Here is a 24,295-nt window from a genome sequence, read left to right as displayed (position 1 = left end):
CCGCCCGCCGTCGGACACCGCCGCGCTGCGGAGCCCGCCGCCGCACTCTCACCGCCGTGCGCCCCGGCCGTCAGCTGGCGCGGCTTCCCGGCGCGGTCCACGTACCGCATCGCGCCATCCAACGCAGCGTGTGGCAAAGGGTGTTGCTCTACATCCTCGTCAGCCAGCTGCTGATCGTCTTCCTGGCGCTGGTCGTCTACCTGGGGCGCCACGCGGGGACGTAGCGGCCGGGTGGCGCTCGGGGCCCCGGGCCGCGCCCCGGCCGGCCGCCGTCTCCTCCCGCACCCGCCACAGCCAGGCGACATCACGCCCGAAGGACCACACCAGCAGCGCCAGCGCCGCCCCCACCGCCAGCAGGGACCAGGCCGGCGGCACGATGCCGGCACCGGCGACCACCAGGGCGATGCCCTGCAGCGCGGCGACGGCCTTGCGGGCCATGCTGTGCGGCAGGCCGCCCCGCAGCCAGGGCAGTACCCAGGACGCCGCGACGAACGCGTACCGCATGAGCCCGATGAGCAGCACCCACGCGCCCAGCGGCAGCGCGACGTAGACGGACAGCACCAGGATCAGGAAGGCGTCGACCTCCATGTCGAAACGGGCGCCCAGGGCCGTCGCCGTTCCGGTGCGCCGGGCCACCTGCCCGTCCACGGCGTCCAGGATCAGCGCCACGGTGGCCAGCGCGACCAGCAGCGGAACCGGTACCCGGTGGGCGAACGAGTCCGCCACCAGCGCCGCCACACAGCCGACGAGGATCGCGCGGGCCAGCGTGACGCGGTTGGCCGGGCCGAACGGACCGCTCCAGGACCGGTGCAGCGCGACGGTGAGCACGGCCCAGGTGACGACGGCGAACAGGACGCCCGTGAGCCACCCCGCCGTGTCCAGGCCGATCGCCCGGCAGAGCACCTCCAGCACCAGCAGTTGCACGGCCATGCCCGCCGTGGTGTCCGGCCCGAAGGACCGCATGTCGTACGGGACCTGTACGGCCACCGGGCCTCCCGGGATGTGTGGCGGAGTCGATGACTGCCGCGTATGGTAACGGCGTCCTCATGATCCCCGGCATCGACATCCCCAGCATCGATGAACCGCCACCGCAGTGTCCAGGAGGGTCCCGATGTCGCGCCTCGCCCATGCCTTTTGGACCGGTTCCCCGGGGCGCGGCGAGATCCGCGAGGTGGCGCTGGCCGAGCCCGGTGACGACGAGGTGCTGGTGCGTGCGCTGTACTCCGGGGTGAGCCGCGGGACGGAGACGCTGGTCTTCCGTGGTGGGGTGCCCGAGAGCCAGTACGCCACGATGCGGGCGCCGTTCCAGGACGGCGAGTTCCCCGGGCCCGTCAAGTACGGCTATCTCAGCGTCGGGGTCGTGGCGGAGGGGCCGACGGCGCTGCTGGGCCGTACGGTCTTCTGCCTCCATCCGCACCAGACGCATTACGTCGTCCCGGCGAGCGCGGTCGTCCCCGTACCGGAGAACGTCCCCGCCTCGCGCGCCGTGCTGGCCGGTACGGTCGAGACCGCGGTGAACGCCCTGTGGGACGCGGCGCCGCTGGTCGGGGACCGGGTCGCGGTGGTCGGCGGGGGCATGGTCGGCTGCGGCGTCGCCGCCGTGCTCGCCCGTTATCCGGCTCTCCGGGTGCAGTTGGTCGATACGGACCCCGCGCGGGCCGCCACGGCCCGGGCGCTCGGCGTCCCCTTCGCGTCGCCCGCGGACGCGCTGGGCGAGTGCGATCTCGTGGTGCACGCCAGCGCCACCGAGGCCGGCCTGTCCCGTTCGCTCGAACTGCTCGCCCCGGAGGGCACGGTCATCGAGCTGAGCTGGTACGGCGACCGGCGGGTCAGCCTGCCGCTGGGGGAGGCGTTCCACTCCCGTCGACTGGTCGTCCGCAGCAGCCAGGTGGGCGCGGTCTCCGCCGCCCGGCGCGCCCGCCGGGGTTTCGCCGACCGCCTCACGCTCGCCCTGGAGCTGCTCGCCGACCCCGCCTTCGACGCGCTGATCACCGGCGAGTCCCCCTTCGAGGACCTGCCGGCGGTGCTGCCCCGGCTCGCCTCCGGTGACCTTCCCGCGCTCTGCCACCGCATCCGGTACGGCGACGGCGGCGGCGAGGGTCCGGGGGGCGCGGGCGAGGGACCGGCGGCCGGCCCGTAGCGTCGCCGCCCCGCCCGGCAGCGCACCCGCCCCATCCGTCACCCCCCACCCGACACCACCGGAGGACCACTTGTTCAGCATCACCGTCCGCGATCACCTGATGGTCGCCCACAGCTTCCGCGGCGCGGTCTTCGGGCCCGCGCAGCGCCTGCACGGCGCGACCTTCGTCGTGGACGCCACCTTCCGCCGTGCCGAGCTGGACGCCGACAACATCGTCGTCGACATCGGTCTGGCCACCCAGGAACTCGGCGGGGTGATCGGGGAGTTGAACTACCGCAACCTCGACGACGAACCCGCCTTCGCCGGCATCAACACCTCGACGGAGGCCCTGGCCAAGGTGATCGCCGACCGCCTCGCCGACCGCGTGCACGCCGGGAACCTCGGCGAGGGCGCCCGTGACCTCGCCGGCATCACGGTCACCCTGCACGAGTCGCACATCGCCTGGGCGACGTACGAGCGCACGCTGTGACCGCCACCGGGCAGGCGGCGCGGCGGGTGCTGCATTTCCTCCTGCCCGGTGGCGTCGACGACCCCGCCGCGCCCAGCGGCGGGAACACCTACGACCGCCGGGTGTGCCGCGCGCTCCCGGCGGCCGGATGGCGGGTGCATCCCGATGCCGTGCCCGGCTCCTGGCCACGGCCGGAGCCGGGCGCCCGCGCCGAACTGGCGCGGCGCCTGGCCCGCTTGCCGGACGGCGCCCCGGTCCTCCTGGACGGCCTGGTCGCCTGCGGAGTGCCGGAGGTCATCGCCCCCGAGGCCGCACGGCTGCGGATGGCCGTACTGGTGCACCTACCGCTCGGCGACGAGACCGGGCTCGCCGCCGGCCCGGCCCGGGACCTCGAGGCGCGGGAGCGCCGCACCCTGCACGCCGTGCGCGAGGTGGTGGCCACCAGCCGGTGGGCCGCCCGCCGCCTGATCGCACTGCACGGCCTCGCCGCCGACCGGGTCCACGTGGCGGTGCCCGGGGCGGACCCCGCACCCCTCGCGCCCGGTACCGACGGCGTCTCCCGGTTGCTGTGCGTCGCGGCCGTCACTCCGCGCAAGGCGCAGCACCGCCTGGTGGAAGCCCTCGGGACCGTCGCTGGCACGCCCTGGACCTGCGCCCTGGTGGGCGGCACCCGCGCCCACCCCCGGTACGTCGATCGACTGCGGTCACGGATAGGCGAGTTGGGACTCGACGACCGGGTGTGCCTGGCCGGGCCGCGGTCGGGTGCGGAGCTGGCGGCGGCCTACGCGACCGCCGACCTCCTGGTGCTCACCTCCCGCGCCGAGACCTACGGGATGGTCGTGACCGAGGCGTTGGCGCGGGGCGTTCCGGTCCTGGCGACGGCCGTGGACGGCGTCCCGGAGGCCGTCGGACGGGCCCCGGACGGCAGTGTGCCGGGCCTCCTCGTGCCGCCCGGCGAGGCGGCCGCGCTCTCCGGCGCACTGCGCGACTGGCTCGCGGATCCGGCACTGCGGCACCGGTTGAGGGCCTCCGCCCGCGGACGGCGTGCCATGCTGGACGGGTGGGAGACGACGTCGCACAGCCTGGCGCGGGTGCTGGACCGGCTTCGGCAGGTGCCGGGGCCGACACGGTGAGGGAAGCAGGGCCGCCCCGATTCGCCGCGGAGTGGCTGGAGTTGCGCGAGCCCGCCGACGCCGCCGCCCGGGCGTCCGGACTGCTGCACCCCCTGCGCGCCGCCCTACCGGCTCCGGACGGGGCATCGGGCCCGCTGGTGATCCGCGATCTGGGCTGCGGTACGGGGTCGATGGGGCGCTGGCTCGCGCCGCGGCTGCTCGGCCCCCAGCACTGGATCCTGCACGACCACGACCCCGCGCTGCTCGCCCGCGCCGCGGCCACGTTCCCTGCGGCGGCCGCCGACGGCAGCACCGTGACGGCCGCCACCGAGCGTGGCGACCTGGCCGACCTGACCGCCACCGGACTCGCCGGGACGGGTCTGGTCACCGCCTCCGCCCTGCTGGACCTGCTGACCCACGACGAGGTGGCGGGACTCGCCGGGGCCTGCGCTGAGGCGGGCGCTCCCGCACTGCTGGCGCTCTCCGTCGCGGGCCGCGTGGAGCTCACTCCGCACGATCCGCTCGACGCCGAGATCACTGCCGCCTTCAACGACCACCAGCGCCGCACGGACGGGGGCCGGCGCCTGCTCGGCCCGGACGCGGCCGCAGTGGCGACGGCGGCGTTCGAACGGCACGGTGCGAGAGTGATCACGCGGTCCGGTCCCTGGCGGCTCGGCGCGCCGGACGCCGCGCTCGCCGCCGCCTGGCTGCGCGGTTGGGTGGGTGCCGCCTGCGAGCAGCGTCCGGAGCTGGGCCCGCGCGTGCAGCCGTATCTGCGCCGGCGGCTGGCGGCCTGCGGGGCGGGGGAGCTGAGCGTCACCGTGCACCACACGGACCTGCTGGCCCTGCCTCGGCCACGCCCCCGGGCCGACTGATGCGACGGCCTGTCTGGGCGTGGCTGCGGGTCTTCGGGGGACTGGGCATTCTGGCCGGGCTGCTGTGGCACCTGGGCTCCGGCGCCTTCCTGGACGGCCTGCGCCGGATCGACCCCGGGACGCTGCTGGCCGCCCTTGCCATCGGCCTGCTGACCACGGTGTTCAGCGCCTGGCGCTGGTGCCTGGTGGCCCGCGCCCTGGGCCTGCGGCTGACCCTCGGCCGGGCCGTCGCGGACTACTACCGCGCCCTGTTCCTCAACGCCGCGCTGCCCGGCGGGGTGCTCGGCGATGTGCACCGGGCGGTGGGCCACGGCCGCAGCGCCCACGCCCTGGGGCGCGGCGTCCGTGCCGTCGTCCTGGAGCGTGCCGCGGGCCAGTTCGCCCTGTTCGCGACCGGTGCGGCGGTGCTGCTCGTGCGGCCGTCCCCGGTCTCGGCCCAGGCGGCCGGCCTGCTGACCTCGACCGGCGCTCTGATCGCGACGGCCGCGGTGGCCGTGGCGGCGATCGCCGTGGCCTGCTGGAGCCGCGGCGCCTCGCGCGGCGGGCGGGCGGTGCGCGCGACGCTGGCCGAGGCGCGCCGGGCCCTCCTCTCCCGCGGCAGTTGGCCGGGCGTCGCGCTCTCGTCCGCGGTGGTCCTCGCGGGCTACCTCGGGATGTTCCTGCTCGCCGCCCGCGTGGCGGGAGTCACCGCACCGCCGGCCGAACTGGTCCCGCTGGTCGTGCTGGCGCTGCTGGCCATGGCGCTGCCGCTGAACATCGGCGGCTGGGGCCCGCGGGAGGGCGTCGCGGCATGGGCGTTCGGCGCGGCGGGGCTAGGCGCGGCGCAGGGGCTGACCACCGCCGTCGTCTACGGTGTCCTGGCCTTCGCGGCCGCCCTGCCGGGTGCCGGGGTGCTGCTCGTCCGCTGGGGGAGCGGACTCCGCGCCGGCCGCCCGCAGTTCGAGCTCGAAGAGGGTGTCCTCGCCGAGCAGGGTGCGCCGCAGCGGCGGCCGTAGCGCGTCCCGCATGACCGGCGTGCCGGGAAAACGCAGGCCGGGCACCCCGTCACCGAGCAGCACCGGGGCGACGGTGAGATACAGCCGGTGGAGCGCACGCTCCCGCAGGAACCGCGACACGGTGACGCCGCCACCCTCGACCAGTACCCGGCCCAGTCCGCGCCGCGCCAGGGCGGCCAGCAGGCGGTGCGGGGCGAACGCTCCGGGCTCCGGAAGCACCAGCACGTCCACACCGTCGGTCGCCCGGCGGGCCCCTTCCGGCCCCACCACCCACACCGTCGGGGCCGCCCCGTCCGTGAACACCCGACGCTGCCGCGGCACCCGCCCGTGCGGATCGATCACCACCCGGACGGGGCTGTCGCCCGTGCAGGCGCGCACCGTCAGCCGCGGGTCGTCCGCCACCGCCGTACCCGCCCCGACGACCACGGCGTCGGCCAGTGCGCGCAGCCGGTGCAGATGGCGCCGGTCCTCCTCCCCGGTGACGTAGTCGGCGTCGCCGGTCCGGGTCGCGATGAAGCCGTCCAGGCTCTGCCCGAGCTGCGCGAAGGCGAAGCGGGGGCCGGCCAGGCAGAGCGGCACATAGCATGCGGCCAACTGCGCCGCCTCCGGTGAGGCGGGCGCTCCCCAGCACAGCCCTCCGTCGCCGTCCGGGACCAGGCCGGCAGCCGCGGCATCCCGTGCCGTGCGGATCCGGCGCAGCCGGTCCCAGGCCGCTTCCACGCCGAGTGCCTCATCCATGGCCGTCCCCCTGCGGAGCGAGCAGCGCGGCGTACTCGCCGAATGCCTCGACGAGCCCGGCCAGCAGCTCCCGTCCCTTGCGGGCGGAGGCGAGGGAGGGGCGGCCGAGGACCCCGGAGTCGGTGTACGCCGGCATGCCGAGAGTGAGCAGATGCCTGCGGTCGTCGGCGAGGTGGTCCGCCGATGCGTGCCCGGGCCGGACGAGTTCGGGATGGGCGTGCAGCAGGATGGATGTCTCCAGCTCGCCGGCGTGCATATCGCTGTGTGCGGACGTCTCCACCCCCGCCCGAGTGCGGGCCGCGTCCCAGTCGGCCGGGCCGGGGAAGAGAGCCATCCGCGTCCCCGTGCCGCCGGATTCTTGAACGATATTGCGCAGTACGTAATTTCCGCCGTGTCCGTTGACGAGAATCAAGGAGTCGATTCCGGAGCGGCGCAGCGAATCGGCGATGTCCGTCACGACGGTGTGCAGGGTACGGGCCGAAATGCTGACCGTGCCGGGCCAAGCCGCGTGTTCGTGGGAACAGGAGATGGTCAGCGGTGGCAGCAGAAGTGCGGGACGGCCGGCGGCGACCTCGTCGGCGACGGTGCAGGCGATGACCGTGTCGGTGATCAACGGCAGGAAAGGGCCGTGCTGTTCGAAGCTTCCGACGGGAAGGAGGGCGAAGTGCGGCTGCCGCTCCCGTACGTCCTGGGTGGTGTCCGCCGTCAGTAGCGCGCGGGCCGAATTCCGGGGTACCGGTGCGGTCATGGTGGGGTGCGGCCTTTCGTCGCGCTCGTTCGCAGGGCCGTCGCAGCATAGGCATCAGGCCAACTCATGCCAACCGGGTGCCCACCCCGGTACCATCACGCCATGACGGACCTCCATGCCGGTATCGCTCTCGATGACGACAGCCAGGTCGAACGGGTGGTGGAGGTCCGGTTGCCCACCGCGCACGGCGAATTTCTGGCCGTCGGCTATCTCGCGGTCCGCAGCGGCATCGAGCAAGTGGCCTTGGTGTACGGCGATGTGGCGGCGCAGCAGGTGCTGACCCGGGTGCATTCGGAGTGTCTGACCGGAGATGTCTTCGGGTCCACGCACTGCGAATGCGGCGACCAATTGTCCGCGGCGCTGCGGGCGATCGTGGCGGCCGGGCGCGGCGTTCTGGTGTATGTGCAGGGCCACGAGGGCCGGGGGATAGGGCTGTTGGCCAAGCTCCGGGCGATGAAACTCCAGGAGGGCGGGCTGGACACGGTCGAGGCGAACATCGCGCTCGGACTTCCGGTCGACGCTCGCGAATACGGCGTCGCGGCCGGAATGCTGCGGGATCTCGGCGTCGGGTCGGTAAGGCTGCTGTCGAACAATCCGCGTAAGCGGGAGGCGCTGCTGCGGCATGGTGTCACCGTCGCCGAACAGGTTCCGCTGCTGATGCCGCCGGGTGCGGAGAACATCCGCTATCTGCGGACGAAACGGGAGCGGCTCGACCACGATCTGCCGCATCTCGACGGCATTCCCGGGCTGTTCTGACGGCATAAGGGCCCGCGACCGGGGTCGCGGGCCCTTATCGGGGTGCCGCATCAGGGGCGGCCCAGGAGGCCGCCGCCGCGAAGGCCGTACCCGCGGCATCCGGAATCGCCGGAGCAGGGAGCCGGAGAAGCCTGCGGTACTTCGTCGACGGGCGGCAGGACGGCAGGACGGCGTGGGCGGGCGCGAATGCCGCGCCGCCCGCCACCGTTGACCGGATCCCGATCAGTGGCAGGGGAATCCGAGGAGGTGGCGTCCGTCGTGGACCCACTCGTGGACGTCCGTTCCGGAGAGCAGTGAGGTGGCGCCCTGCTCCGCGCCGATGAAGTACAGCAGGACCAGCATCAGGACACCGGTGAACAGTGCCCAGGGGGCGATGGCCTTGAGGGGGATCGGGGCCGGGGCGATGGTGCCGGTGGCCGGGGGTGCGATGGTCTGAGCCATGGCGGGACCTCCTGGTAGGGGGAACTCGCGTCCCTGGTTCGTGGAGTGCGCACGCGATATGTCGGGTCTGGCTCGCCCGGTCCCGGCCCCGCTGGGGCTGCGTCAAAACCGGACATACAGTGGCGCGACCGCGCCGGGATCCCACCGGCTTCCGTCATGTCGTCGTCAATATCATCGGGAAGGTATCGCGTACCGACCGGCGGGCCAAGGTCGTGCGAGGGGCGGAGGGACGCAAGGAGGGGCGCGCTGCGGCGTCAACTCACCGGAAAGGGAACGTCGTTGCCGTGGCGGGCGGACTATGAGAGAAGAGGACATGACAACTCGGGTGATGCTGGTCTCGCCGGCCGCCGGTGACGCGCAGCGCGAGGTGCGTTTCGATGACGACGGGCCGCTGAGCGAGGCCGGTCTGCGACGGGCCCGCGCGGTGGCCGGAAATCTGCCGTCCGCGGACCGCGTCGCCGTCTCGCCCTCCGTCCGGTGCCGCCGTACGGCCGCGGAGATCGGGTTGCCGGGAGAGTCCGAGCCGGCGCCGTCGGGCTGTGCGATGGGGCGCTGGCGCGGCCGAACCCTGGCCGAGGTGGCCGGGGCGGAAGGGGAAGGGGTGTCCGCCTGGCTGTCCGACCCGGACTTCGCGGGGCACGGCGGCGAGTCGCTGCGCGAGCTGTGCGAGCGGACCGGGGAGTGGCTCGCGGGGCTCGTGGCCACTCCCGGGCGGGTCCTGGCGGTGGTGGAGGTGGACGTGGTGCGTGCCGCCGCGGTGTGCGCCCTGCGGGGGCCCGTGGAGGTCTTCTGGCGGCTCGACGTACCGCCGCTCACCGTGACGGAGCTCAGTGGCCGGGGCGGGCGCTGGAACCTCGGGTTGGGGCGGGCCCTGCGTCGGGACTGACGGCGGGCTGTGAGGGCCCGTATCGATCGTCTTCAGGGTAAAGGCGACATAAGCGCAAAATAAGCGCAGAATAAAGAGTGCGCGGTTCCTTTGCCGCGGTACGGCCACGCTTGCGGAGCGAAGGAGGCGAGTCGGATGGCCGACGTCTCACACCACAGGGGAGATCTCGCAGGTCACCCCGATGTTTCTGAGATGCAGGCGCGATACGAGCGGGTCCTCGGCGGACGTGACGTGATCCTCGTGGACGGGCCGGTGTTCCTCGTCGGCCTGTACTGCGCCGCATCACCGTGGATCGTCCACTACGCGGCCTCGCAGCCCGCACTGTTGACCCACAACCTGATCCTCGGCATCGCCATCGCGCTGCTGGCCGTCGGGTTCACCGTCACACCCGACCGCATGTACGGCCTGAGTGGCGCGATGTGCGCCATGGGCGTGTGGATGATCGTCGCGCCCTGGATCGTCGGCAGCGGCCCGGACGCGGGCGTGATCCTCAACAACATCATCATCGGAGCCCTCACCTTCCTGCTGGGGGCGATGTGCATCGGCGCGGCCGCCAAGAGTCGCCGCACGACATGAGGCAGGCCCCGGAACGGGGCGTGTGACAGACCGTCGGCCCGCCCGCCCTCATCGAGGGTGGGTGGGCCGACGGCCGTCCGGGGCCAGCAGATTCCCGGAGAACCCGGCCAGCATCACTCCGCCCGCCATCAGCAGGCCCTGGCCGAAGGCGATGCCGGAGCCCAGCCCGACGAGCCCGGCGGCCAGCAGCAGCCAGGCGGCGCCCCGCCTCAACTGCCCGGCACGGTCGCCGGGTCGGCGGTCGTCGTCGGGGAACACAGGGGTGTTCCTCCCTCCCGGAGTGGGTCGGCGGTCGCGTCGCACGGGCGGATCGCAGGGGTCGTTGTCCCGGTGATCCCGAGATCTTAGGGTTACCTCGCATGATGCGGTGCGGCGGGCAACGGGCCGCACTGCCACAGGCGTTGTTGTGCCCGGTGCGACCCCGTCCGTAACGCGGCGATCGCGCCCGCCGTGCCCGTGAACAGAGAGGTGTCTCCCATGTCCCAGGAGAATCGGCCGGTCGACGAGGGCCGCGAGGTACTGACCCGGATCGCCTACGGCGCCATGGCGTCGCACACCCTGGGGGCCGCCGTCCGCCTCCGGATCGTCGATCTGATCGGCGACGGCACGGTGACGGCGGCGGACGTCGCGGCGCAGTGCGCGGCCCGGCCACAGGCCATGGGCAGGTTGTTACGGGCGCTGGCCGGGCTGGGGCTGCTCGCCGAGCGGGCCCCGGGACGGTTCGCCGTCACCCCGGCCGGCGCCCTGCTGCGCAGTGACGGGCCCGGGTCGCTGCACTCCTTCGCCCGGATGTTCACCGACCCCACCATGCTCCGGGCATGGGAGCACCTGGAAGACAGCGTGCGGACCGGTGAGCCGGCCTTCGACGCGCTCTTCGGCAAGGACTTCTTCGGTCACCTCGCCGAACATCCGGAACTCTCCGCCGAGTTCAATGCCGCGATGGGCCAGGCCACGCGCGACACCGCGGCCTTGCTGCCGGCGGTGTTCGACTTCGGCCGCTTCACGACGGTGGCCGACATCGGCGGCGGCGACGGCACGCTGCTCGCCGCGATCCTGCGGGCGCACCCGTCGCTCACCGGCATCGTCTTCGACCTTCGCGAGGGGCTCGCACAGGCCGCCGACACACTGGCCCGAGACGGCCTGGAAGGCCGGTGTTCCCTGGTGAGCGGGGACTTCTTCACCACGGCACCGGACGGCGCCGACCTGTATCTCCTCAAGAGCGTGATCCACGACTGGAGCGACGAGCGGTGCACGGAGATCCTCCGCCACTGCCGCCGGGCCGTCCCGGACGACGGCCGACTACTGATCATCGAGCCGGTGCTGCCGCCCGTCGTGGATCCCTCGGCCGCCGGAGTCGTCTATATCAGCGACCTGAACATGCTGGTCAACGTCGGTGGCCGGGAACGCACCCGGGACGACTTCGCACGCCTGCTGGGCGGCGCCGGCTTCGCCCTGCGGTCCGTGACGCCGCTGCCCAGGCCCAACCGCTTCTCCCTGCTGGAGGCCGAGCCCGTGTGACGACGGGGCGCCCGTGCCGTCGCCGGGTGTGTCCGCGGCTGCGTCGTGCCGGGGCTGCGGGGGGCCGGGCCGCAGCCCCGGTGCGAGGGCCAGGGTGACCGCGATCGAGGCCGCGGCCGTCGCCGCCATCCCGGTGGCGGCCGAGGTGCGCTCGGCGACGGCCCCCGCCAGGGCGGCGCCGACGCCCTGCCAGGTCAGCATGCCCGAGGTGTGCAGGCCCAGGGCGTGACCGCTCGCCTCCGGTGGCGTCAGGGCCAGCAGCCGCTCCTGCAGCAGCAGCCCCGCCCCATAGCCGACGGTGGCGAGCGACACCGCCGCCGCCGCGAGCGGCAGCGCCGGATGCAGGCCGAAGAGCAGGTACGGCACGGCGAGCAGCAGGCACAGCGGAACGACGAGCCGGTGGCGCCACCGGGCCGGGACGAAGCGGCCGACCGCCGTGTCCCCGGCCAGCATGCCGAGCGCGCCACAGGCGAAGAGCAGGCCCGCGTACCGGGGCGCGTAGGAGACGTACAGGGACTCGCAGCCGGCGATCAGCCCGTTGGGCACCCACAGGGCGAGGTAGACGTGGCGGCGCGGACGGGACGCCCAGAGCCGGGCGTTGATCCGCCAGGTCTCGGCGGGCGACGGCCGCCCGGTGGCGCGTGGCGGGCGACGGCTCAGGCCGCAGCGGGCGGTGGCCGCCGCGGCGAGGTACAGCCCGGCACCGGTGAGCAGTGCGCCGCGTGCCGAGAGCGCGCTCACCAGGATGCCGCCGAGCGCGAAACCGGCGACCTGCACCACCCCGGCGGACACGTTGAGCGCCGCGCGGCCCAGCAGCCGACCCTCGGCGGGGAGGATCTCGTTGAGCAGCCCGTAGCGCACCCCGCCGCCCAGCGCCGCCGCCGTTCCCAGACCCGCCAGGACGGCGAACACGGCCGCCACGGGCAGACCCGGAACGGCCTGGGCGGCGGTGCCCAGGCCGAAGAGCAGAGCCAGCCCGGTCAGCGTGGCCCGCGGCGGCAGCCGGTCGGCCGCGGACAGGAGGGTGGCCGCGCCGACCACCTGGGCCAGGCAGGGGCCGAACATCGCGAGGGCGGACAGCAGTGGGGAGCCGGTCGAGGCGTGGACCAGCGTGCCCAGCGCCAGGCCGGACAGGGTCTGGGCCGCCACCTGAGCGGCGGACATCAGGAACAGTGCGGTGAACTCCGGTGCGATGAAGAGCTGTCGGTAGGTGTGCATGGCCGGAGTCTTGGTGGGCGCACGGCCCGGACATACTGTTTCGCGGGGAGGCGAAACGATGGGCTGGTGGCAGGTCGGCGCGGACACCCTCGCGGGCAGCCGGTTCGTGCTCTCCCCGCTGGCAGAGGCCATCGGGAGCCTGAAGACCCTGGAGCGGGGCACGGCCGCGCACCCCGGCGAGCGCGGCTGGCTCGATGCCTACCTGCCCGCCTACCGCCGGCGTCTGGCCGGTGATCCGGTCACCGCACTTCTCGTCCGCGCCGCGCTCGGCCGCACCTGGAACGCCACCTTTCTGACCCCGACGCCCTCCGGTGAACACCGCGACTTCGCAGCGGAGTCGGCCCGCATCCGCCGGACGCCGCCGGCCCGGGCCCGGGCGGATCTGACCGTGTCGCTGGGCGGCCCGCTCCCCGGCCGGCTGCATCGCGACGATCTGCCGGCGCGCACCGCGGACCTGTTGGAGTGGGTCTGGACGCGGGCGGTGCTGCCGGAGTGGCCGCGGCGGTGCCGGGTTCTCGAGGCCGATGTCGTCGCGCGTACCGCGCGGTGGAGCCGGCACGGCTGGGCCGCGGCCCTTGACGGGATGCGGCCGGGGATGCGGTGGCTGGGGGAGGGACGGTTGCAGATCACCGTGAGCGACGCCCCGGCGCGAGAACTCCGAGGGGCTCGGCTGCTCTTCGTCCCCGTGACGTCCGGTCAGAGCTGGGTCTCGTGGGACACGCGGCGCTATGCGGTGGTGTACCCGTGCGCGGGGGCGCTCGCCGATGCGGGCCGCCCGGCGTCGGTGCCCGAGGCGTTGGGCGGACTGCTCGGCCCGGCGCGGGCGGCTGTGCTGGTGCTGCTCGGCAGCCCCAAGAGCACCACCCACCTGGTGGCGCTCACCGGCCAGGGCCTGGGGTCGGTGGGCCGACATCTGCGGGTACTGCTGGATGCCCGGCTGGTCGGGCGGCGGCGGGCCGGCCGGTCCGTCCTCTACTTCCGGACGGCGGTGGGCGAGGCTCTGGTGACGGCCCAGGGGGAGGAGACCCGCATCGTTAATTAGGTTAGGCTTCCCTAAGTAATCGAGCGAGGGGATGCGGCGTGTGGGATTCCGAGCTTTCCGGGCGGACGGCACTGGTCACCGGCGCCGGGCAGGGTATCGGCGAGGCCGTGGCGCGGCTCCTCGCCGAGGAGGGAGCCCGGGTCGTCGCGGTGGACCGGGCATCGTCCGGCACGGCGGCCCTGGAGGCCGCTTACGGACGCTCCCGAGTCACCGCCCGCGCCGTCGACATCACCGACCCCGCGGCCGTCGACCACCTGGTGGACGAGGCCGAACACGCCGTCGGACCGCTGGACATCCTCGTCAACGCGGCCGGCGTGCTGCGCACCGCGGCCGTCGTCGAACTCACCGACGGGGACTGGGACGACACCTTCGCGGTCAACACCACCGGCGTCTTCCGGCTCTCGCGCGCCGTGGCCCGCAGGATGACCGCCCGCCGGGCCGGCAGCATCATCACCGTGGGATCCCACGCGGCGGGCGTACCGCGGGCCGGGCTGGCCGCGTACGCCGCGTCCATGGCGGCCGCCACCCTCTTCACCAAATCCCTCGGCCTGGAACTGGCCGGCAGCGGCGTGCGCTGCAACGTGGTGTCGCCCGGCTGCACCTATGGGGACCTGCAGGCCCCGCACAGCGAAACGCCGCTCGGCCGGATCGCCGAACCCCTCGACATCGCCGAGGCCGTCGCCTTCCTCGTCTCGGACCGCGCCCGCCACATCACCATGCACGACCTCTACGTCGACGGCGGCGCGACGCAGTACGCCTGAGTGCCCCGGCCGGGCCGGTCCGTATCCCCAGCTACCACCGGTCCCGCTTTCCGTCCCCGCGAAAGGCCCCGTCATGGCGCGTTCCCTCCTCGCTCCGCTCACCGCCGCCCAGATCGCCCTCTGGCACGAACAGGCCCGCGACCCGGACAACCCCGCCCACCACACCGCGGCCCGGATCGAGATCCGCGGCCCGCTGGATCCCGTGCTCTTCGCCGAGGCGCTGCACCGGACCGTCGGCGAGAGCGATGCGCTGCGCGTACGGATCGAGGAAACACCGGACGGGCCACGACAGTTCCCGCTCTCGATCGAACCCCCCGGCCACGGCTTCGCCCTGCACGCCGCCGGCCTGCTCGATCAGGGAGATCCGGACGCGGTGGCCGGCGCCTGGATGCGCGACGACCTCAGCCGGCCCTTCGACCTCACCGCCGGACCGCTCTTCCGCCACGCCCTGTTCCAGGTCGGCGGGCGCCGCTGGCTCTGGTACCAGCGGGTGCACCACATCGCCCTGGACGGCTTCGGCTTCGCGCTGATCGTCCGCCGCGTCGCCGCCCTCTACAGCACCCTCGCCGCGGGCGCGGAGGCCGGCCCCAGCCCGTTCGGACGGCTCGGAGACCTGGCCGCCGAGGAAGCCGCGTACCGGGTGAGCGAGGCATACGCCGGCGACCGCGCCCACTGGCTCCGGGTCTTCGCCGACCGCCCCGAAGCTCCCACCCTCGCCGGGCGCACCGCCCCGCCCGCACGCACCGCGCTGCGCACCACCGCCCGGCTCGGCACCGAACTCACCGAGCGGATCGACGCCCTGGCCGGATCCGTCCGCGCCACCTGGCCCGACGCCCTCATCGCCGCCCAGGCCCGGTACGTCGCGCACACCACCGGCAACACCGACGTCGTGCTCGGCCTCCCGATGCGGGGCCGGACGGGCGCCGCCGCGCTGCGCGTCCCGGGCACCGTACGCAACGTCCTGCCGCTGCGGCTGTCCGCACCCCCGCAGGCGACCTTCGCCGAACTCACCCGCCAGGTCGCCCTCGGCATCCGCGCCGCCCGCCGGCACCAGCGCTACCGCCACGAGGACATCCGCCGCGACCTCGGCATGGCCGCCGGTCGGCCACTCGTCGGCCCCCGGATCCACCTCGTGCCCGGCGACGACGCGCCCGCCTTCGCCGGGGCGCCCTCGGACATCCACCCTCTCGCCTCGGGCGCCGTCGACGACCTGACCCTCACCCTCCGCCGGGAACCCGGCGGCGAACTGCGGATCGACCACGACGGCAATCCCGCCCTGTACGCGGAGCACGAGCTCGCCGCCCACCGGGACGGCTACCTCGACCTGCTCCGCCGCCTCGCGGCCGCCGACCCGCACCGCCCGCTCGCCACCGTGGACCGCGCCGCCGCGGGCGCCCGCGGCGTCTGATGGACTGGCGCCCGAGAACAGCGCCCCGCGGGAAGGGATCCACGACACCATGCACGACAGCGACGACTCCGTACTGGTGCACACCGACGGCCGCGCCGGCTACCTCACCCTCAACCGGCCCCGGGCCCTGAACGCCCTCACCCACCCCATGGTGCGCCGGATCGACGAGGCGCTCGACGCATGGGAGCGGGACCCGGCGGTGACCACCGTGGTGATCGGCGGCGCCGGCGATCGCGGACTGTGCGCCGGCGGCGACATCCGCGCCATCCACGACGACGCCCGCGCCGGCGGCGGTGCCGCCTCGCGTGCCTTCTGGCGGGACGAGTACCGGCTCAACGTGCGGATCGCCCGATATCCCAAGACCTGTGTCGCCCTGATGGACGGCATCGTGATGGGCGGTGGCGTCGGCGTCTCGGCGCACGGCGACGTCCGCATCGTCACCGAGCGCTCCCGGGTCGCCATGCCGGAGACCGGGATCGGCTTCGTCCCCGATGTGGGCGGGACCTTCCTGCTCTCCCGTACCCCCGGCGAGCTGGGCACCCATCTGGCGCTGACGGGCGCCGCGGTGGGCGCGACCGACGCCCTGCTCTGCGGTCTCGCCGACCACTTCCTGCCCGCCGAGCACCTGCCGGAGTTCGCCGCCGCGCTGGCCGGCACCGACGTGGCGCGGGCGCTGCACCGCTACGCCGTGCCGGCACCCGACGGCGAACTGTCCGAAAACCGGGCATGGATCGACGCCTGCTACGCCGCCGGCTCGGTCGAGGAGATCGTCGAGCGGCTGGAGGCCAGTGGCGAACAGGGCGCGAAGCAGGCGGCGCAGACCCTCATGAGTCGGTCGCCCACCGCCCTGAAGGTCACCCTCGCCGCGCTGCGCAGGGCCCGCGGGCTGGGTTCCCTGGAGGAGGTCATGGACCAGGAGTACCGGGTCTCCTGCACCGCGCTCGTCGGGCACGACCTGGTCGAGGGCGTCCGCGCACAGATCATCGACAAGGACCGCGCGCCGCGCTGGTCCCCGGCCCGGCTGGAAGACGTGTCCGACGCGGAAGTGGCCCGTCATTTCCGTCTGTTGGGACAAAAGGAGGAACTCGGACTGGCCGCGGGGCGGGCGTCAACCTCGTCACAGCAAACCATCGGGTGACACCCTGCCCCATCCGCACCAGTGCACGGCGCGCCGACCCTGCGGCGCGCCGGCACGCGGGCGGCTGAACGATTCCGCCACCGGCCCCGCAACGCCCCCGGGTGGGGCAAACTGGGCCGGTGGCGAGCAATATTCCCGAAGAATCCACCAGTTTCGTCGGGCGTAGGGACGAACTGCGCCGATTGAACATCGAGTTGGCACAGCACCGGCTGATCACCCTGACCGGTCCTGGCGGGGTGGGCAAGACCCGGATCGCGATGAAGGCTGCGAGCGCCGCGGTACCACGCCATCCGGACGGGGTGCGCTGGGCCGATCTGTGGCCCCTCCAGGGCGACCGGCTGCTGGCGGCCACCGTCTGCGACTCCGTAGGGCTGTCCGACCACACGGTACGGATGCCGACCGCGGCGCTGTGCGACTGGCTCGCCGACAAACGGATGCTGCTGGTGCTGGACTCCTGCGAACACCTCATCGGCGCCTGCCGAGATCTGATCGGCGATCTGCTGACGGCCGCGCCGCTGGTCAACGTACTGATCACCAGTCGTCAGCCGCTGGACGTGGTCGGCGAGTGGGTCACCGAGGTCGAGCCGCTGCCGGTCGAGGGCGACAGCGACGCGCTCACCCTGCTCACCGAGCGGGCCCGTGCCGTGGCGCCCGGCTTCCGACTCGGGGACGCCGCCAACGCCGCCGCGGCGGTGTCCATCTGCCGCCGTCTCGAAGGCATCCCGCTCGCCCTGGAACTGGCCGGCGCCCAGCTCGCCCACGCCTCCGCCGAACGCGTCGCCGAACGGCTCAACTCCCGATTCGACGCGCTCGGCGGCGACCGCACGGTGCTTCCCCCACGGCACCGGACCCTGCGTACCGCCATCGGGTGGAGCCACGAACTGTGCGAGCCCCTGGAGCGGCTGCTGTGGGCGCGGCTGTCCGTCTTCCGCGGCACCTTCGACGAGGAGTCCGCACGGTCCGTCTGCGCCGGCGGCCCGCTCACCGCGGAGGGTGTGCGCACCGCACTGGAGGGGCTGGCCGCCAAGTCGGTGATCCGCCGCGAGGGACAGCGCTTCCGGATGCTCGACACGCTGCGTGAGTACGGCCGGATGTGGCTGGCGGAGCTGGGCGAGGTCGCGGCCCTCGCCGACCGGCACGCCGCGCACTTCCTCGGCTTCGGACGCCGCGCCGACACCGGCTGGCTCAGCCCCGACCAGGTCAGCTGGTACGAACGGGTCGCCGAGGCGCACGTCGACCTGTGCACCGCCCTCGACCACCTGCTGGTCGCCGACCCCGCGGCCGCCCAGGAACTGAGCGCCTGCATCGGCTTCTTCTGGAGCTGCTGTCGTCATCTGCACGAGGCCCGTGGCTATCTGGAGCGCGCCCTCGCCGCGCATAAGGCCCCGAGCCTCGCCCGGACCCGCGCGCTGTGGATGCTCGGTGTCGCCCTGCTGCTCCAGGGCGACCTGGACACCGCCGACGAACTGGGCCGCCAGTGCTCGCGCGCGGCCCGTGAGGACGGCGATGCGGAGGGGATGCTGGCGGCCGGCTACCTCGTCGGCCTCACCCACCTGATGGCCGGCCGCCCGCTGGCCGCGCACACCGTCGCCGACCACGTGCTCGGCCCGATGCCGGACATGCCCTTCGACTCACCGGCCCGGCTGCGCTGCCACATCATCCGCATCTTCGCCCTCACCGGCCTGGGCAAGTTCGCCGAGGCGCGGGCCGAGGCCACCGAACTGCGCCGCGGCTGTGTGGCCCACGGCGAATACTGGGCCCGCTCCTACGCCGACTACCAGCTCTCCCTGATCGCCCTCTTCCAGGGCCGCCCGGAGGACTCCGCCGACCACGCCCGCGCCATGCTCGTCGCCAAGCAGGGCATCAGCGACAACTTCGGTATCGCGCTCGGCCTCGATCTGCTCGCCGCCGCGGTCGCCGCGCAGGGCAACGGCGAGAACGCCGCCGTGGTCTACGGCACCGGCCAGGCCTTCTGGCGGGCCGTCGGGCACCCGCAGCGCGGCACTCCCGAACTCCGCGCGGTGCGCGAGGAGTGCGAGCAGCGGGCCCGCGCGGCGATCGGCGACGAGGCGTACGCGAACGCCTTCCGCCGGGGCATCGAGGAGCGGCCCGAGGCGTCCTTGGCCAGGGTGTTGGCGGGCGAGCTCTGAGGACTGCCCCCTCACTCCGCAGACGCCGAGGAGGGTCGGGGACCGGCGTGGTGGCTGACACCCCGTTTCCGGTCCCCGACCCTCCTCAGAAGTACGACTCCTCGCCCGGGGCCTCGCCCCGTCTCAGCCGTAGATCTTCTTCTGCCAGCTCCGCCACTCCTGCCGCATCTGGCTCGCCGGGTACAACTCCGCGTCCCCGTTGGGCTTGATCTTCTTCGGCACGAAGGCGAAGGGGTCACGGCCCTCGTCGTACGCCCGGGCGCAGGCCACCATCGCCGCGTTCACCCCCACCCGCTCGGTGATGAACTCGTACACGCTGGATGCGTAGTCGTACGCCGGGCCGGCGTTCGCCAGCGAGGCGAACTCCGAGTTCTTCGGCGGCTTCGCGCCGAACCGCCCGCTGCGCACGATGCTGCGGATGTCCGCACCGGTGTCGGAGTGCGGATAGCTGTTGCCGTTGCCGCCGTTCCGCTGGGTGAAGCTGGTGTCCCACCAGCGGGCGAAGCCCTCGGTCACCCACTTGTCCTGCTGCACGTCGATGATGCCGAAGCTGCTCATCAGGGAGTGTGCGAACTCGTGCGAGGAGACCCGCGCCACCCGGGCGTGCCCGCCCGCGACCTCGGAGCTGAGGACCACCCGGGCGCCCCCGACGGAGTCCCGCCCGAACTTCTTGCCGCCACTCTCGGATTCCGACAGCCTGACCGACGGCAGGCTGAACGACGAGCCGTCCGCCTCGCGCACCCCGCTGGCGCCGGCGCCACTGTTCGGTGCCCTGAACCAGGAGTTGAAGTGGCTGGTGTTGGTCGCGAGGAACGCTACGAAGCCCTTCTGCACCAGCAGCTTCGGCGCGAACTTCCGCATCATCTTGACGTTCCAGTCGGCGGCGGTCTGGGCGTCGTCGAAGTAGCTGTCGACGGCCGCCCGGTCGGCCGCCGGAGCCGCCAACGCAAGGTGCGGGCCGCGCCGCACATACAGCGGGCCCTCGTCCCACGGCCCCTGGTAGGTGGTCGGATCCCACCCGGTGATCTTCCCGTCGGAGATCGTCACCGCGTAGCGGGCCAGCGTCAGGTCCGGGTTGCCGTGCACGTCCACCGGGTCGTAGCTGGTGTGCACGCCGATCCGCACCTCGCCGGAGCCGGAGGCGGCGGCCAGGTCGCCGGAGCCGGAGTCCGCCCCGCCGGTCGTCATGCCCAGGCTCTTCATGTTGGTCCACCACTCCTGGGCCTTGGCCTGGAGTTGGGGGCCGAACGCGCGGACGAACTTGTCCTTGTCCTGCTTGAGCAGCGCGGTGTTCAGGGCGCCGAGCGTGCCACCGGAGTCCGCCGCGTCCGCCCCTGTGTCGTCGCCGCTCTCGTCCTGGGCACCCGTCGGGGACGGCCGTTCGGGCACGGTGTGGTGTGTGCCTCCGCATCCGGCCAGCGCCAGCGCCAGTATCAGCGCCCCGGCCGCGGCTCCCGTCCCTCGTATCGCCGTGTTCCTCATCAACGTCCCCCGTGTTGTCGTTGGCTCCCCCAGTTCCTGGGAGGTCGCGCAACCCTATCGACGGGGACTGACATCAACGGATCGGGGGGGTCGGAGGACTGCGAGAGGGCGGGCCCGGCCGACAGGCCGCGGTCACTGCGGACGACGCGGGCACGGCGCCGTGAACCGCCCGGCCGTCCACACGAACACCGTTGCCGGGCTAAGGGCCCTCCGCGACGACCGGATCGCCGCCGCGCCCGCTCCCGCCCCCGGGATCGCCGGCCAGCTCGTACAGCAGCTCGTACGCGGTGTCGACCATGTGGCAGGTGCGCCCGCGGCGGGTCGCGATCGCCACGAGCCCGGTGCCGGAAGGGGGGTGGAAGCCGAGGAGCGCCTGCTGCCCGAAGGTCGCCCCGACGTGGAAGAGCAGCGGGCCGCGAGGTGCGGGATGCTGATACCACGTCAGGGTGTGGGTGTGCCGGTGCTGCCAGCCGCGGCGCAGCAGCGGGACCTGGACATCGCGCAGCGCCCCGGCCAGCGGTGTTCCTCCGGGGTCGAGATGCGCTTCCAGATAGGTGAGCAGATCGCCCGGGGGAGCGTGCACCGCCCCGGCTGCGCGGAACCCGCCCATGTCGGTGCCGGGGACGGGGGTGACGCCGTTCGTGCGGTGCCCGATGGCGTCGGTCCCGGTCGTGCCGGCGCCGAGCGTGGTGCCGCCCAGTCCCAGGGGCCGCAGCACCCGGTCGGTGAGCAGGGTGGCGAAGTCGGCTCCCGCGGCGCCTTCCATGGCCGGGCCGAGCAGCGCCAGGCCGAAGTTGGAGTAGCGCCAGCGGGTGCCGGGCGCATGCCGCAGCCGGGTGCGGGCGAAGGTGTCGAGAAGCCGCTCGCTGTCGTAGCGGGCATAGCCGTTGCGGTAGGGGTGCAGCAGCGCGCCGGTCACCAGATCGGGCGGGATGCGGGGGAGCCCGGAGGTGTGGGTGGCCAGGTGCCGCAGGGTGATCCGGCGCGAGGCGGCGTGGGGGAGGGGCCGGCCGGGCAGGTGGTCGGCCAGGCGGTCGTCCAGGGACAGCACGCCCGCCCGGGCCAGCTGGGCGAGCAGCAGCACGGTGAACGTCTTGGACAGCGAGCCGAGTTCGTAGCGCAGCGCGTGCCGTGGTGTGGGTGGCGCGAGGGCGGTGCCGCCGGTGATCACCGTCCGGCTGCCCCGGTGGGTGACGGCCAGCACGATGTCCGGGGCGTCGATGAGGGTGACCGCCTCCGCGAGTCGGTCACTGAGGTCTCCGAGGGCGCCACCGGGGCGGAGGCTGCTCATCCGATGGCGTCGGCGGACAGCGACCGGGAGGTGGCCATCGCCGAGGCGAACGCGGCGACCAGCGTGGGGTGGTGGACGAGGTCGAAGACGTCCTCCGGGGAGCCGGCCGGCATCCCGCGTTGAATGGGCATCGCCCCGCTCTCGGACTGCGCGGCGGCATACCGCTCCCACATCCGGGCGTCCAGCGTGGGCCGCGGCAGACAGGCATCGACGACGAGGAGTTCGCCGAGCAGATCCCAGTGCTCCAGATCCGCCCAGTCGTCCATCCAGGCGGGCAGATACCGGGCGAGGTACTCGGCGACGGGCGCTGGGAGGCGTTCGGGGGCCTCGCCCCAGTTGGTGAGGTGGAAGACGGTGTGCGTCAGGTCGTAGGCGATGTGGTACTGCACCGTCCACGGCTCGGGCAGCCGGCCCAGCCAGGTGGCCGCCACGGCCCGGTCGAAGTCGTCGCTGGGCGCCAGCTTCATCTTGCGCTCGGCGTTGAGGACCCCGAGCCGCCGGTTGGGCACCATCTCCAGCGCGGTCCAGGTACCGGTGCGCCGGCAGACCTCCACGGCCGCCTCCAGCGCCGGGTGACGGTGCCCCAGTTCGTGGAAGGTCGCATAGACCTCCAGCGGTACGGGGGAGAGCGGCTCCTCGTGCTGCAGCGCGGCCAGCACGTTGCCGCCGTCCAGCAGCTCCCGCCAGGCGAAGTCCAGGAGCTTCCCGGCGCGCGCGTGCTGTCGCGAACCGGCCACGCCCTCCCGGAACAGCACCTGCATGTTGATCGCCAGCTCACCGATCGGCTTGAGCCGTTCGATCAGGCGGCTGCCGGTGGTGCGGTCGTCGTCCGTCAGTCGGAAGAAGTCGCGGTGGGTGTCGAGCCAGGTCAGGGCCCGGTCGCCGACGCCGTGCAGCAGCGCGGGGGGAGCGGCCGTCACCATCACGGAATTGCCTCGCTTTCGCAGGGGGGTTGCCGGGCCGCGCCCGCCCCGTCCGGGGCGATCCGGGCGAGGGTGCCGGCGAACGCGGTCACCAGGGTGGAGTGGTAGCAGGCCGTGAACGCCTCGGCCCGGTCGTCCGGGCACGGCGCGGTGCCGGTCTCCGGCACACTGCCGTCGGCCGCCTGCGCGCCGGCCAGCCGTTGCCAGGCGACCGGATCGTAGGGGGCCTGCGGCAGGCAGGCGGTCACGGCCAGCAACTCGCCTGCCAGGTCCCACAGTTGTTCCTCCAGCCAGTTCTCCAGCCAGGAGGGGAGCCACAGCCGCAGATAGTCGGCGAGATCCGGCGGCAGCCGCCCGGGGGCGCGCCCCCAGTCGGTGAGGTGGAAGACGTCGTGCGTCACGCCGTACGCCGCCCTGCGGTCCAGGGCCCACGGCTCCGGCAGCCGGCCCAGCCCGGTGTGCCCCAGGACGGCGTCGAAGTCGGCGTGCCGGGGCAGCCCGATCCGCCGCTCCGCGTTGAGCACGCCGAGCGTACGGGTGTGGTCGTCGCGCGCCACGCGCCAGCCCCGCAGCCGCGTCGTCACCGCCAGCAGCTCCTCGACGGCGGCACTGCGCAGGCCGGCCCGGGCGAACACCCCGTAGATCTCGACCGGGTAGGTGGCGTGCGGCTCGCCGCGGATCAGCTCGGCGAACAGTTCGCCGTCCCGCGTCTCGCCCCAGGCGAACGAGAAGAGCGCCTCCGCCGCCTCGCGGAGGTGACCGACGGGGTGGCGGGAGGCGATCAGCTGGGTCAGCTCGGCGAGTTCCCCGAGCGGTTTGAGTGTCAGGTTCGGGTCGGCGTCCGTGGTCACGTTCGACGGCAGGCGGAAGCAGGGCCGCGCGCCGTCCAGCCACCCCAGGCTGTCGCCGACCATCCGGTCCAGCAGCCCCGGGGCGCCTCGGTCGCCGGTCACCAACCCCGTCCGTGGAACCGGTGGGCGGCCACCACGTGCAGCGCCACCCTGGGGTCGCCGCCACTCATCTGACGTACGAACGCCAGCCCGGCATCGAGCCCGAGGGTCGCCGGTACGTCGGGCATCCGGGCGAGCCAGCGGCCGACACCGGCCGCCTGCAGCCAGTCGCGCCGCCGGACCGCGCGGACGAATCCGCGGGCCAGATCGTCGGTACGGGTCATCAGATCCTCGGCGAGACCCGACGCAAGCCCGGGGAGGGCGAGCGCGGCCAGCTGCGATGCCCGGTGGGCGAGCTGGGGCCAGGGATCGGTCGTCACCCAGTCGGCTCCGGCCGGTGGCGGAGCCGGCCAGGGTTCCGTGCCGCCGGGCAGATAGGAGTGCGATGCCTCGACCAGGCCCCGGTAGCTCCACACCGATACCTCCGAGGCGTCGGCGCCCGGTGGGTAGGCGGCGAGTGCCTCGCGTACCACGGTCTCGTCATCGCCGCCGGGGGGTGCCCGGTGGTCCAGTGCGTACGGTGCGAGCGCATCGGCGCCCAGCACCCGAAGCGCCGCGAGCGACACCGCATCACCCTGTCGCAGAATGCGCGACAGGGCATAAGGGTCGCCCTCACCCCGAAGGGCGAGGGCGACCCCGGTTGCGGCATCGGCGACCACAGCGCTCAGTGGGACTGCGCCCTGCGCATGCTCAGCCAAC

23 protein-coding genes, 2 pseudogenes and 1 riboswitch are annotated in these 24,295 nt (G+C 73.6%); of the genes and pseudogenes, 14 read left to right on the top strand and 11 right to left on the bottom strand.

Features of this window, described 5'->3' with window-relative positions; translation table 11 throughout:
- Positions 1 to 159 precede the first annotated feature (159 nt).
- A complete protein-coding gene (locus ACGFML_RS32275) occupies positions 160 to 987 on the bottom strand; it encodes a CDP-alcohol phosphatidyltransferase family protein (RefSeq protein ID WP_393549187.1) in 828 nt (275 codons plus the stop codon).
- 124 nt (positions 988 to 1,111) lie between these two features.
- On the opposite strand from ACGFML_RS32275, the gene ACGFML_RS32270 reads away from it, so the two are divergent.
- From ACGFML_RS32270 to ACGFML_RS32250, 5 genes are all read left to right on the top strand, one after another.
- The gene (locus ACGFML_RS32270; protein WP_393549186.1) at positions 1,112 to 2,140 is read left to right on the top strand and encodes a dehydrogenase; all 1,029 of its coding nucleotides are present in this window, start codon (positions 1,112 to 1,114) and stop codon (positions 2,138 to 2,140) included.
- A gap of 70 nt (positions 2,141 to 2,210) precedes the next feature.
- On the top strand, positions 2,211 to 2,609 hold the full coding sequence (locus ACGFML_RS32265) for a 6-pyruvoyl tetrahydropterin synthase family protein (RefSeq protein ID WP_393549185.1): 399 nt from the start codon (positions 2,211 to 2,213) through the stop codon (positions 2,607 to 2,609).
- The gene (locus ACGFML_RS32260; RefSeq protein WP_393549184.1) at positions 2,606 to 3,721 is read left to right on the top strand and encodes a glycosyltransferase family 4 protein; all 1,116 of its coding nucleotides are present in this window, start codon (positions 2,606 to 2,608) and stop codon (positions 3,719 to 3,721) included. The genes ACGFML_RS32265 and ACGFML_RS32260 overlap by 4 nt, the downstream gene beginning before the upstream one ends.
- Positions 3,718 to 4,575 (top strand): SAM-dependent methyltransferase, encoded by an 858-nt coding sequence (locus ACGFML_RS32255; protein ID WP_393549183.1) that lies wholly within the window; start codon positions 3,718 to 3,720, stop codon positions 4,573 to 4,575. Before ACGFML_RS32260 ends, ACGFML_RS32255 begins: the two co-directional genes overlap by 4 nt.
- Positions 4,575 to 5,570 (top strand): lysylphosphatidylglycerol synthase domain-containing protein, encoded by a 996-nt coding sequence (locus ACGFML_RS32250; protein WP_393549182.1) that lies wholly within the window; start codon positions 4,575 to 4,577, stop codon positions 5,568 to 5,570. Before ACGFML_RS32255 ends, ACGFML_RS32250 begins: the two co-directional genes overlap by 1 nt.
- Positions 5,571 to 5,672: 102 nt before the next feature.
- Here the strand turns inward: ACGFML_RS32250 and ACGFML_RS32245 are convergent.
- Positions 5,673 to 6,308 (bottom strand): annotated as a pseudogene (locus ACGFML_RS32245) (RibD family protein); the annotation flags it as partial.
- A complete protein-coding gene (locus tag ACGFML_RS32240; protein WP_393549181.1) occupies positions 6,301 to 7,056 on the bottom strand; it encodes a creatininase family protein in 756 nt (251 codons plus the stop codon). The pseudogene ACGFML_RS32245 and the gene ACGFML_RS32240, both read right to left, overlap by 8 nt.
- 102 nt (positions 7,057 to 7,158) lie before the next feature.
- On the opposite strand from ACGFML_RS32240, the gene ribA reads away from it, so the two are divergent.
- On the top strand, positions 7,159 to 7,812 hold the full coding sequence (ribA, locus tag ACGFML_RS32235; RefSeq protein WP_393549180.1) for a GTP cyclohydrolase II: 654 nt from the start codon (positions 7,159 to 7,161) through the stop codon (positions 7,810 to 7,812).
- 222 nt (positions 7,813 to 8,034) lie between these two features.
- Here ribA and ACGFML_RS32230 read toward each other — a convergent pair whose 3' ends face one another.
- A complete protein-coding gene (locus ACGFML_RS32230; RefSeq protein WP_393549179.1) occupies positions 8,035 to 8,253 on the bottom strand; it encodes a CbtB-domain containing protein in 219 nt (72 codons plus the stop codon).
- A gap of 42 nt (positions 8,254 to 8,295) precedes the next feature.
- Positions 8,296 to 8,441: riboswitch (cobalamin riboswitch) on the bottom strand.
- Between the two features lie 125 nt (positions 8,442 to 8,566).
- On the opposite strand from ACGFML_RS32230, the gene ACGFML_RS32225 reads away from it, so the two are divergent.
- Both ACGFML_RS32225 and ACGFML_RS32220 read left to right on the top strand, forming a co-directional pair.
- Complete coding sequence (locus ACGFML_RS32225; RefSeq protein ID WP_393549178.1) at positions 8,567 to 9,139, top strand: histidine phosphatase family protein; 573 nt, start codon at positions 8,567 to 8,569, stop codon at positions 9,137 to 9,139.
- A gap of 135 nt (positions 9,140 to 9,274) precedes the next feature.
- Entirely contained in the window at positions 9,275 to 9,715 is a 441-nt protein-coding gene (locus ACGFML_RS32220) for an SPW repeat protein (RefSeq protein ID WP_393549177.1), read from the top strand.
- Between the two features lie 48 nt (positions 9,716 to 9,763).
- Here ACGFML_RS32220 and ACGFML_RS32215 read toward each other — a convergent pair whose 3' ends face one another.
- Positions 9,764 to 9,973, bottom strand: a complete 210-nt coding sequence (locus ACGFML_RS32215) for a hypothetical protein (protein ID WP_393549176.1) — start codon at positions 9,971 to 9,973, stop codon at positions 9,764 to 9,766.
- Between the two features lie 219 nt (positions 9,974 to 10,192).
- Between ACGFML_RS32215 and ACGFML_RS32210 the strand changes: the two genes are divergently transcribed.
- Positions 10,193 to 11,233 (top strand): methyltransferase, encoded by a 1,041-nt coding sequence (locus tag ACGFML_RS32210; RefSeq protein ID WP_393549175.1) that lies wholly within the window; start codon positions 10,193 to 10,195, stop codon positions 11,231 to 11,233.
- Positions 11,234 to 11,302: 69 nt separating this feature from the next.
- On the opposite strand, the pseudogene ACGFML_RS32205 reads toward ACGFML_RS32210, so the two are convergent.
- Positions 11,303 to 12,451: pseudogene (locus tag ACGFML_RS32205) on the bottom strand (MFS transporter); the annotation flags it as partial.
- Positions 12,452 to 12,509: 58 nt separating this feature from the next.
- On the opposite strand from ACGFML_RS32205, the gene ACGFML_RS32200 reads away from it, so the two are divergent.
- The 5 genes from ACGFML_RS32200 (at position 12,510) to ACGFML_RS32180 (ending at position 18,950) form a co-directional block, all read left to right on the top strand.
- Positions 12,510 to 13,493 (top strand): ArsR/SmtB family transcription factor, encoded by a 984-nt coding sequence (locus ACGFML_RS32200; RefSeq protein ID WP_393549174.1) that lies wholly within the window; start codon positions 12,510 to 12,512, stop codon positions 13,491 to 13,493.
- A gap of 38 nt (positions 13,494 to 13,531) precedes the next feature.
- Positions 13,532 to 14,254 carry an SDR family NAD(P)-dependent oxidoreductase gene (locus tag ACGFML_RS32195; protein WP_393549173.1) on the top strand — a complete coding sequence of 241 codons (723 nt, stop codon included), beginning with the start codon at positions 13,532 to 13,534 and terminating at the stop codon, positions 14,252 to 14,254.
- Between the two features lie 73 nt (positions 14,255 to 14,327).
- Entirely contained in the window at positions 14,328 to 15,662 is a 1,335-nt protein-coding gene (locus ACGFML_RS32190; protein WP_393549172.1) for a condensation domain-containing protein, read from the top strand.
- A 49-nt stretch (positions 15,663 to 15,711) separates the two neighbouring features.
- A complete protein-coding gene (locus tag ACGFML_RS32185; RefSeq protein ID WP_393549171.1) occupies positions 15,712 to 16,800 on the top strand; it encodes an enoyl-CoA hydratase/isomerase family protein in 1,089 nt (362 codons plus the stop codon).
- 119 nt (positions 16,801 to 16,919) lie between these two features.
- Complete coding sequence (locus ACGFML_RS32180; protein ID WP_393549170.1) at positions 16,920 to 18,950, top strand: ATP-binding protein; 2,031 nt, start codon at positions 16,920 to 16,922, stop codon at positions 18,948 to 18,950.
- 123 nt (positions 18,951 to 19,073) lie between these two features.
- Here the strand turns inward: ACGFML_RS32180 and ACGFML_RS32175 are convergent, their stop codons facing one another.
- From ACGFML_RS32175 to ACGFML_RS32155, 5 genes are all read right to left on the bottom strand, one after another.
- Complete coding sequence (locus tag ACGFML_RS32175) at positions 19,074 to 20,432, bottom strand: hypothetical protein (protein ID WP_393549169.1); 1,359 nt, start codon at positions 20,430 to 20,432, stop codon at positions 19,074 to 19,076.
- Positions 20,433 to 20,631: 199 nt separating this feature from the next.
- Positions 20,632 to 21,723 (bottom strand): serine hydrolase domain-containing protein, encoded by a 1,092-nt coding sequence (locus tag ACGFML_RS32170; protein WP_393549168.1) that lies wholly within the window; start codon positions 21,721 to 21,723, stop codon positions 20,632 to 20,634.
- Entirely contained in the window at positions 21,720 to 22,646 is a 927-nt protein-coding gene (locus tag ACGFML_RS32165) for a DUF6895 family protein (RefSeq protein WP_393549167.1), read from the bottom strand. Before ACGFML_RS32165 ends, ACGFML_RS32170 begins: the two co-directional genes overlap by 4 nt.
- On the bottom strand, positions 22,646 to 23,599 hold the full coding sequence (locus ACGFML_RS32160; protein ID WP_393549166.1) for a DUF6895 family protein: 954 nt from the start codon (positions 23,597 to 23,599) through the stop codon (positions 22,646 to 22,648). Before ACGFML_RS32160 ends, ACGFML_RS32165 begins: the two co-directional genes overlap by 1 nt.
- Entirely contained in the window at positions 23,596 to 24,255 is a 660-nt protein-coding gene (locus ACGFML_RS32155; RefSeq protein WP_393549297.1) for a hypothetical protein, read from the bottom strand. Before ACGFML_RS32155 ends, ACGFML_RS32160 begins: the two co-directional genes overlap by 4 nt.
- Positions 24,256 to 24,295: the final 40 nt, after the last annotated feature.

Source organism: Streptomyces sp. NPDC048650 (genome assembly GCF_043199095.1).
Taxonomy (GTDB): domain Bacteria; phylum Actinomycetota; class Actinomycetes; order Streptomycetales; family Streptomycetaceae; genus Streptomyces.
Note: the sequence above shows the minus strand (reverse complement) of the source record. Positions and strands in the feature narration are given on the sequence as shown.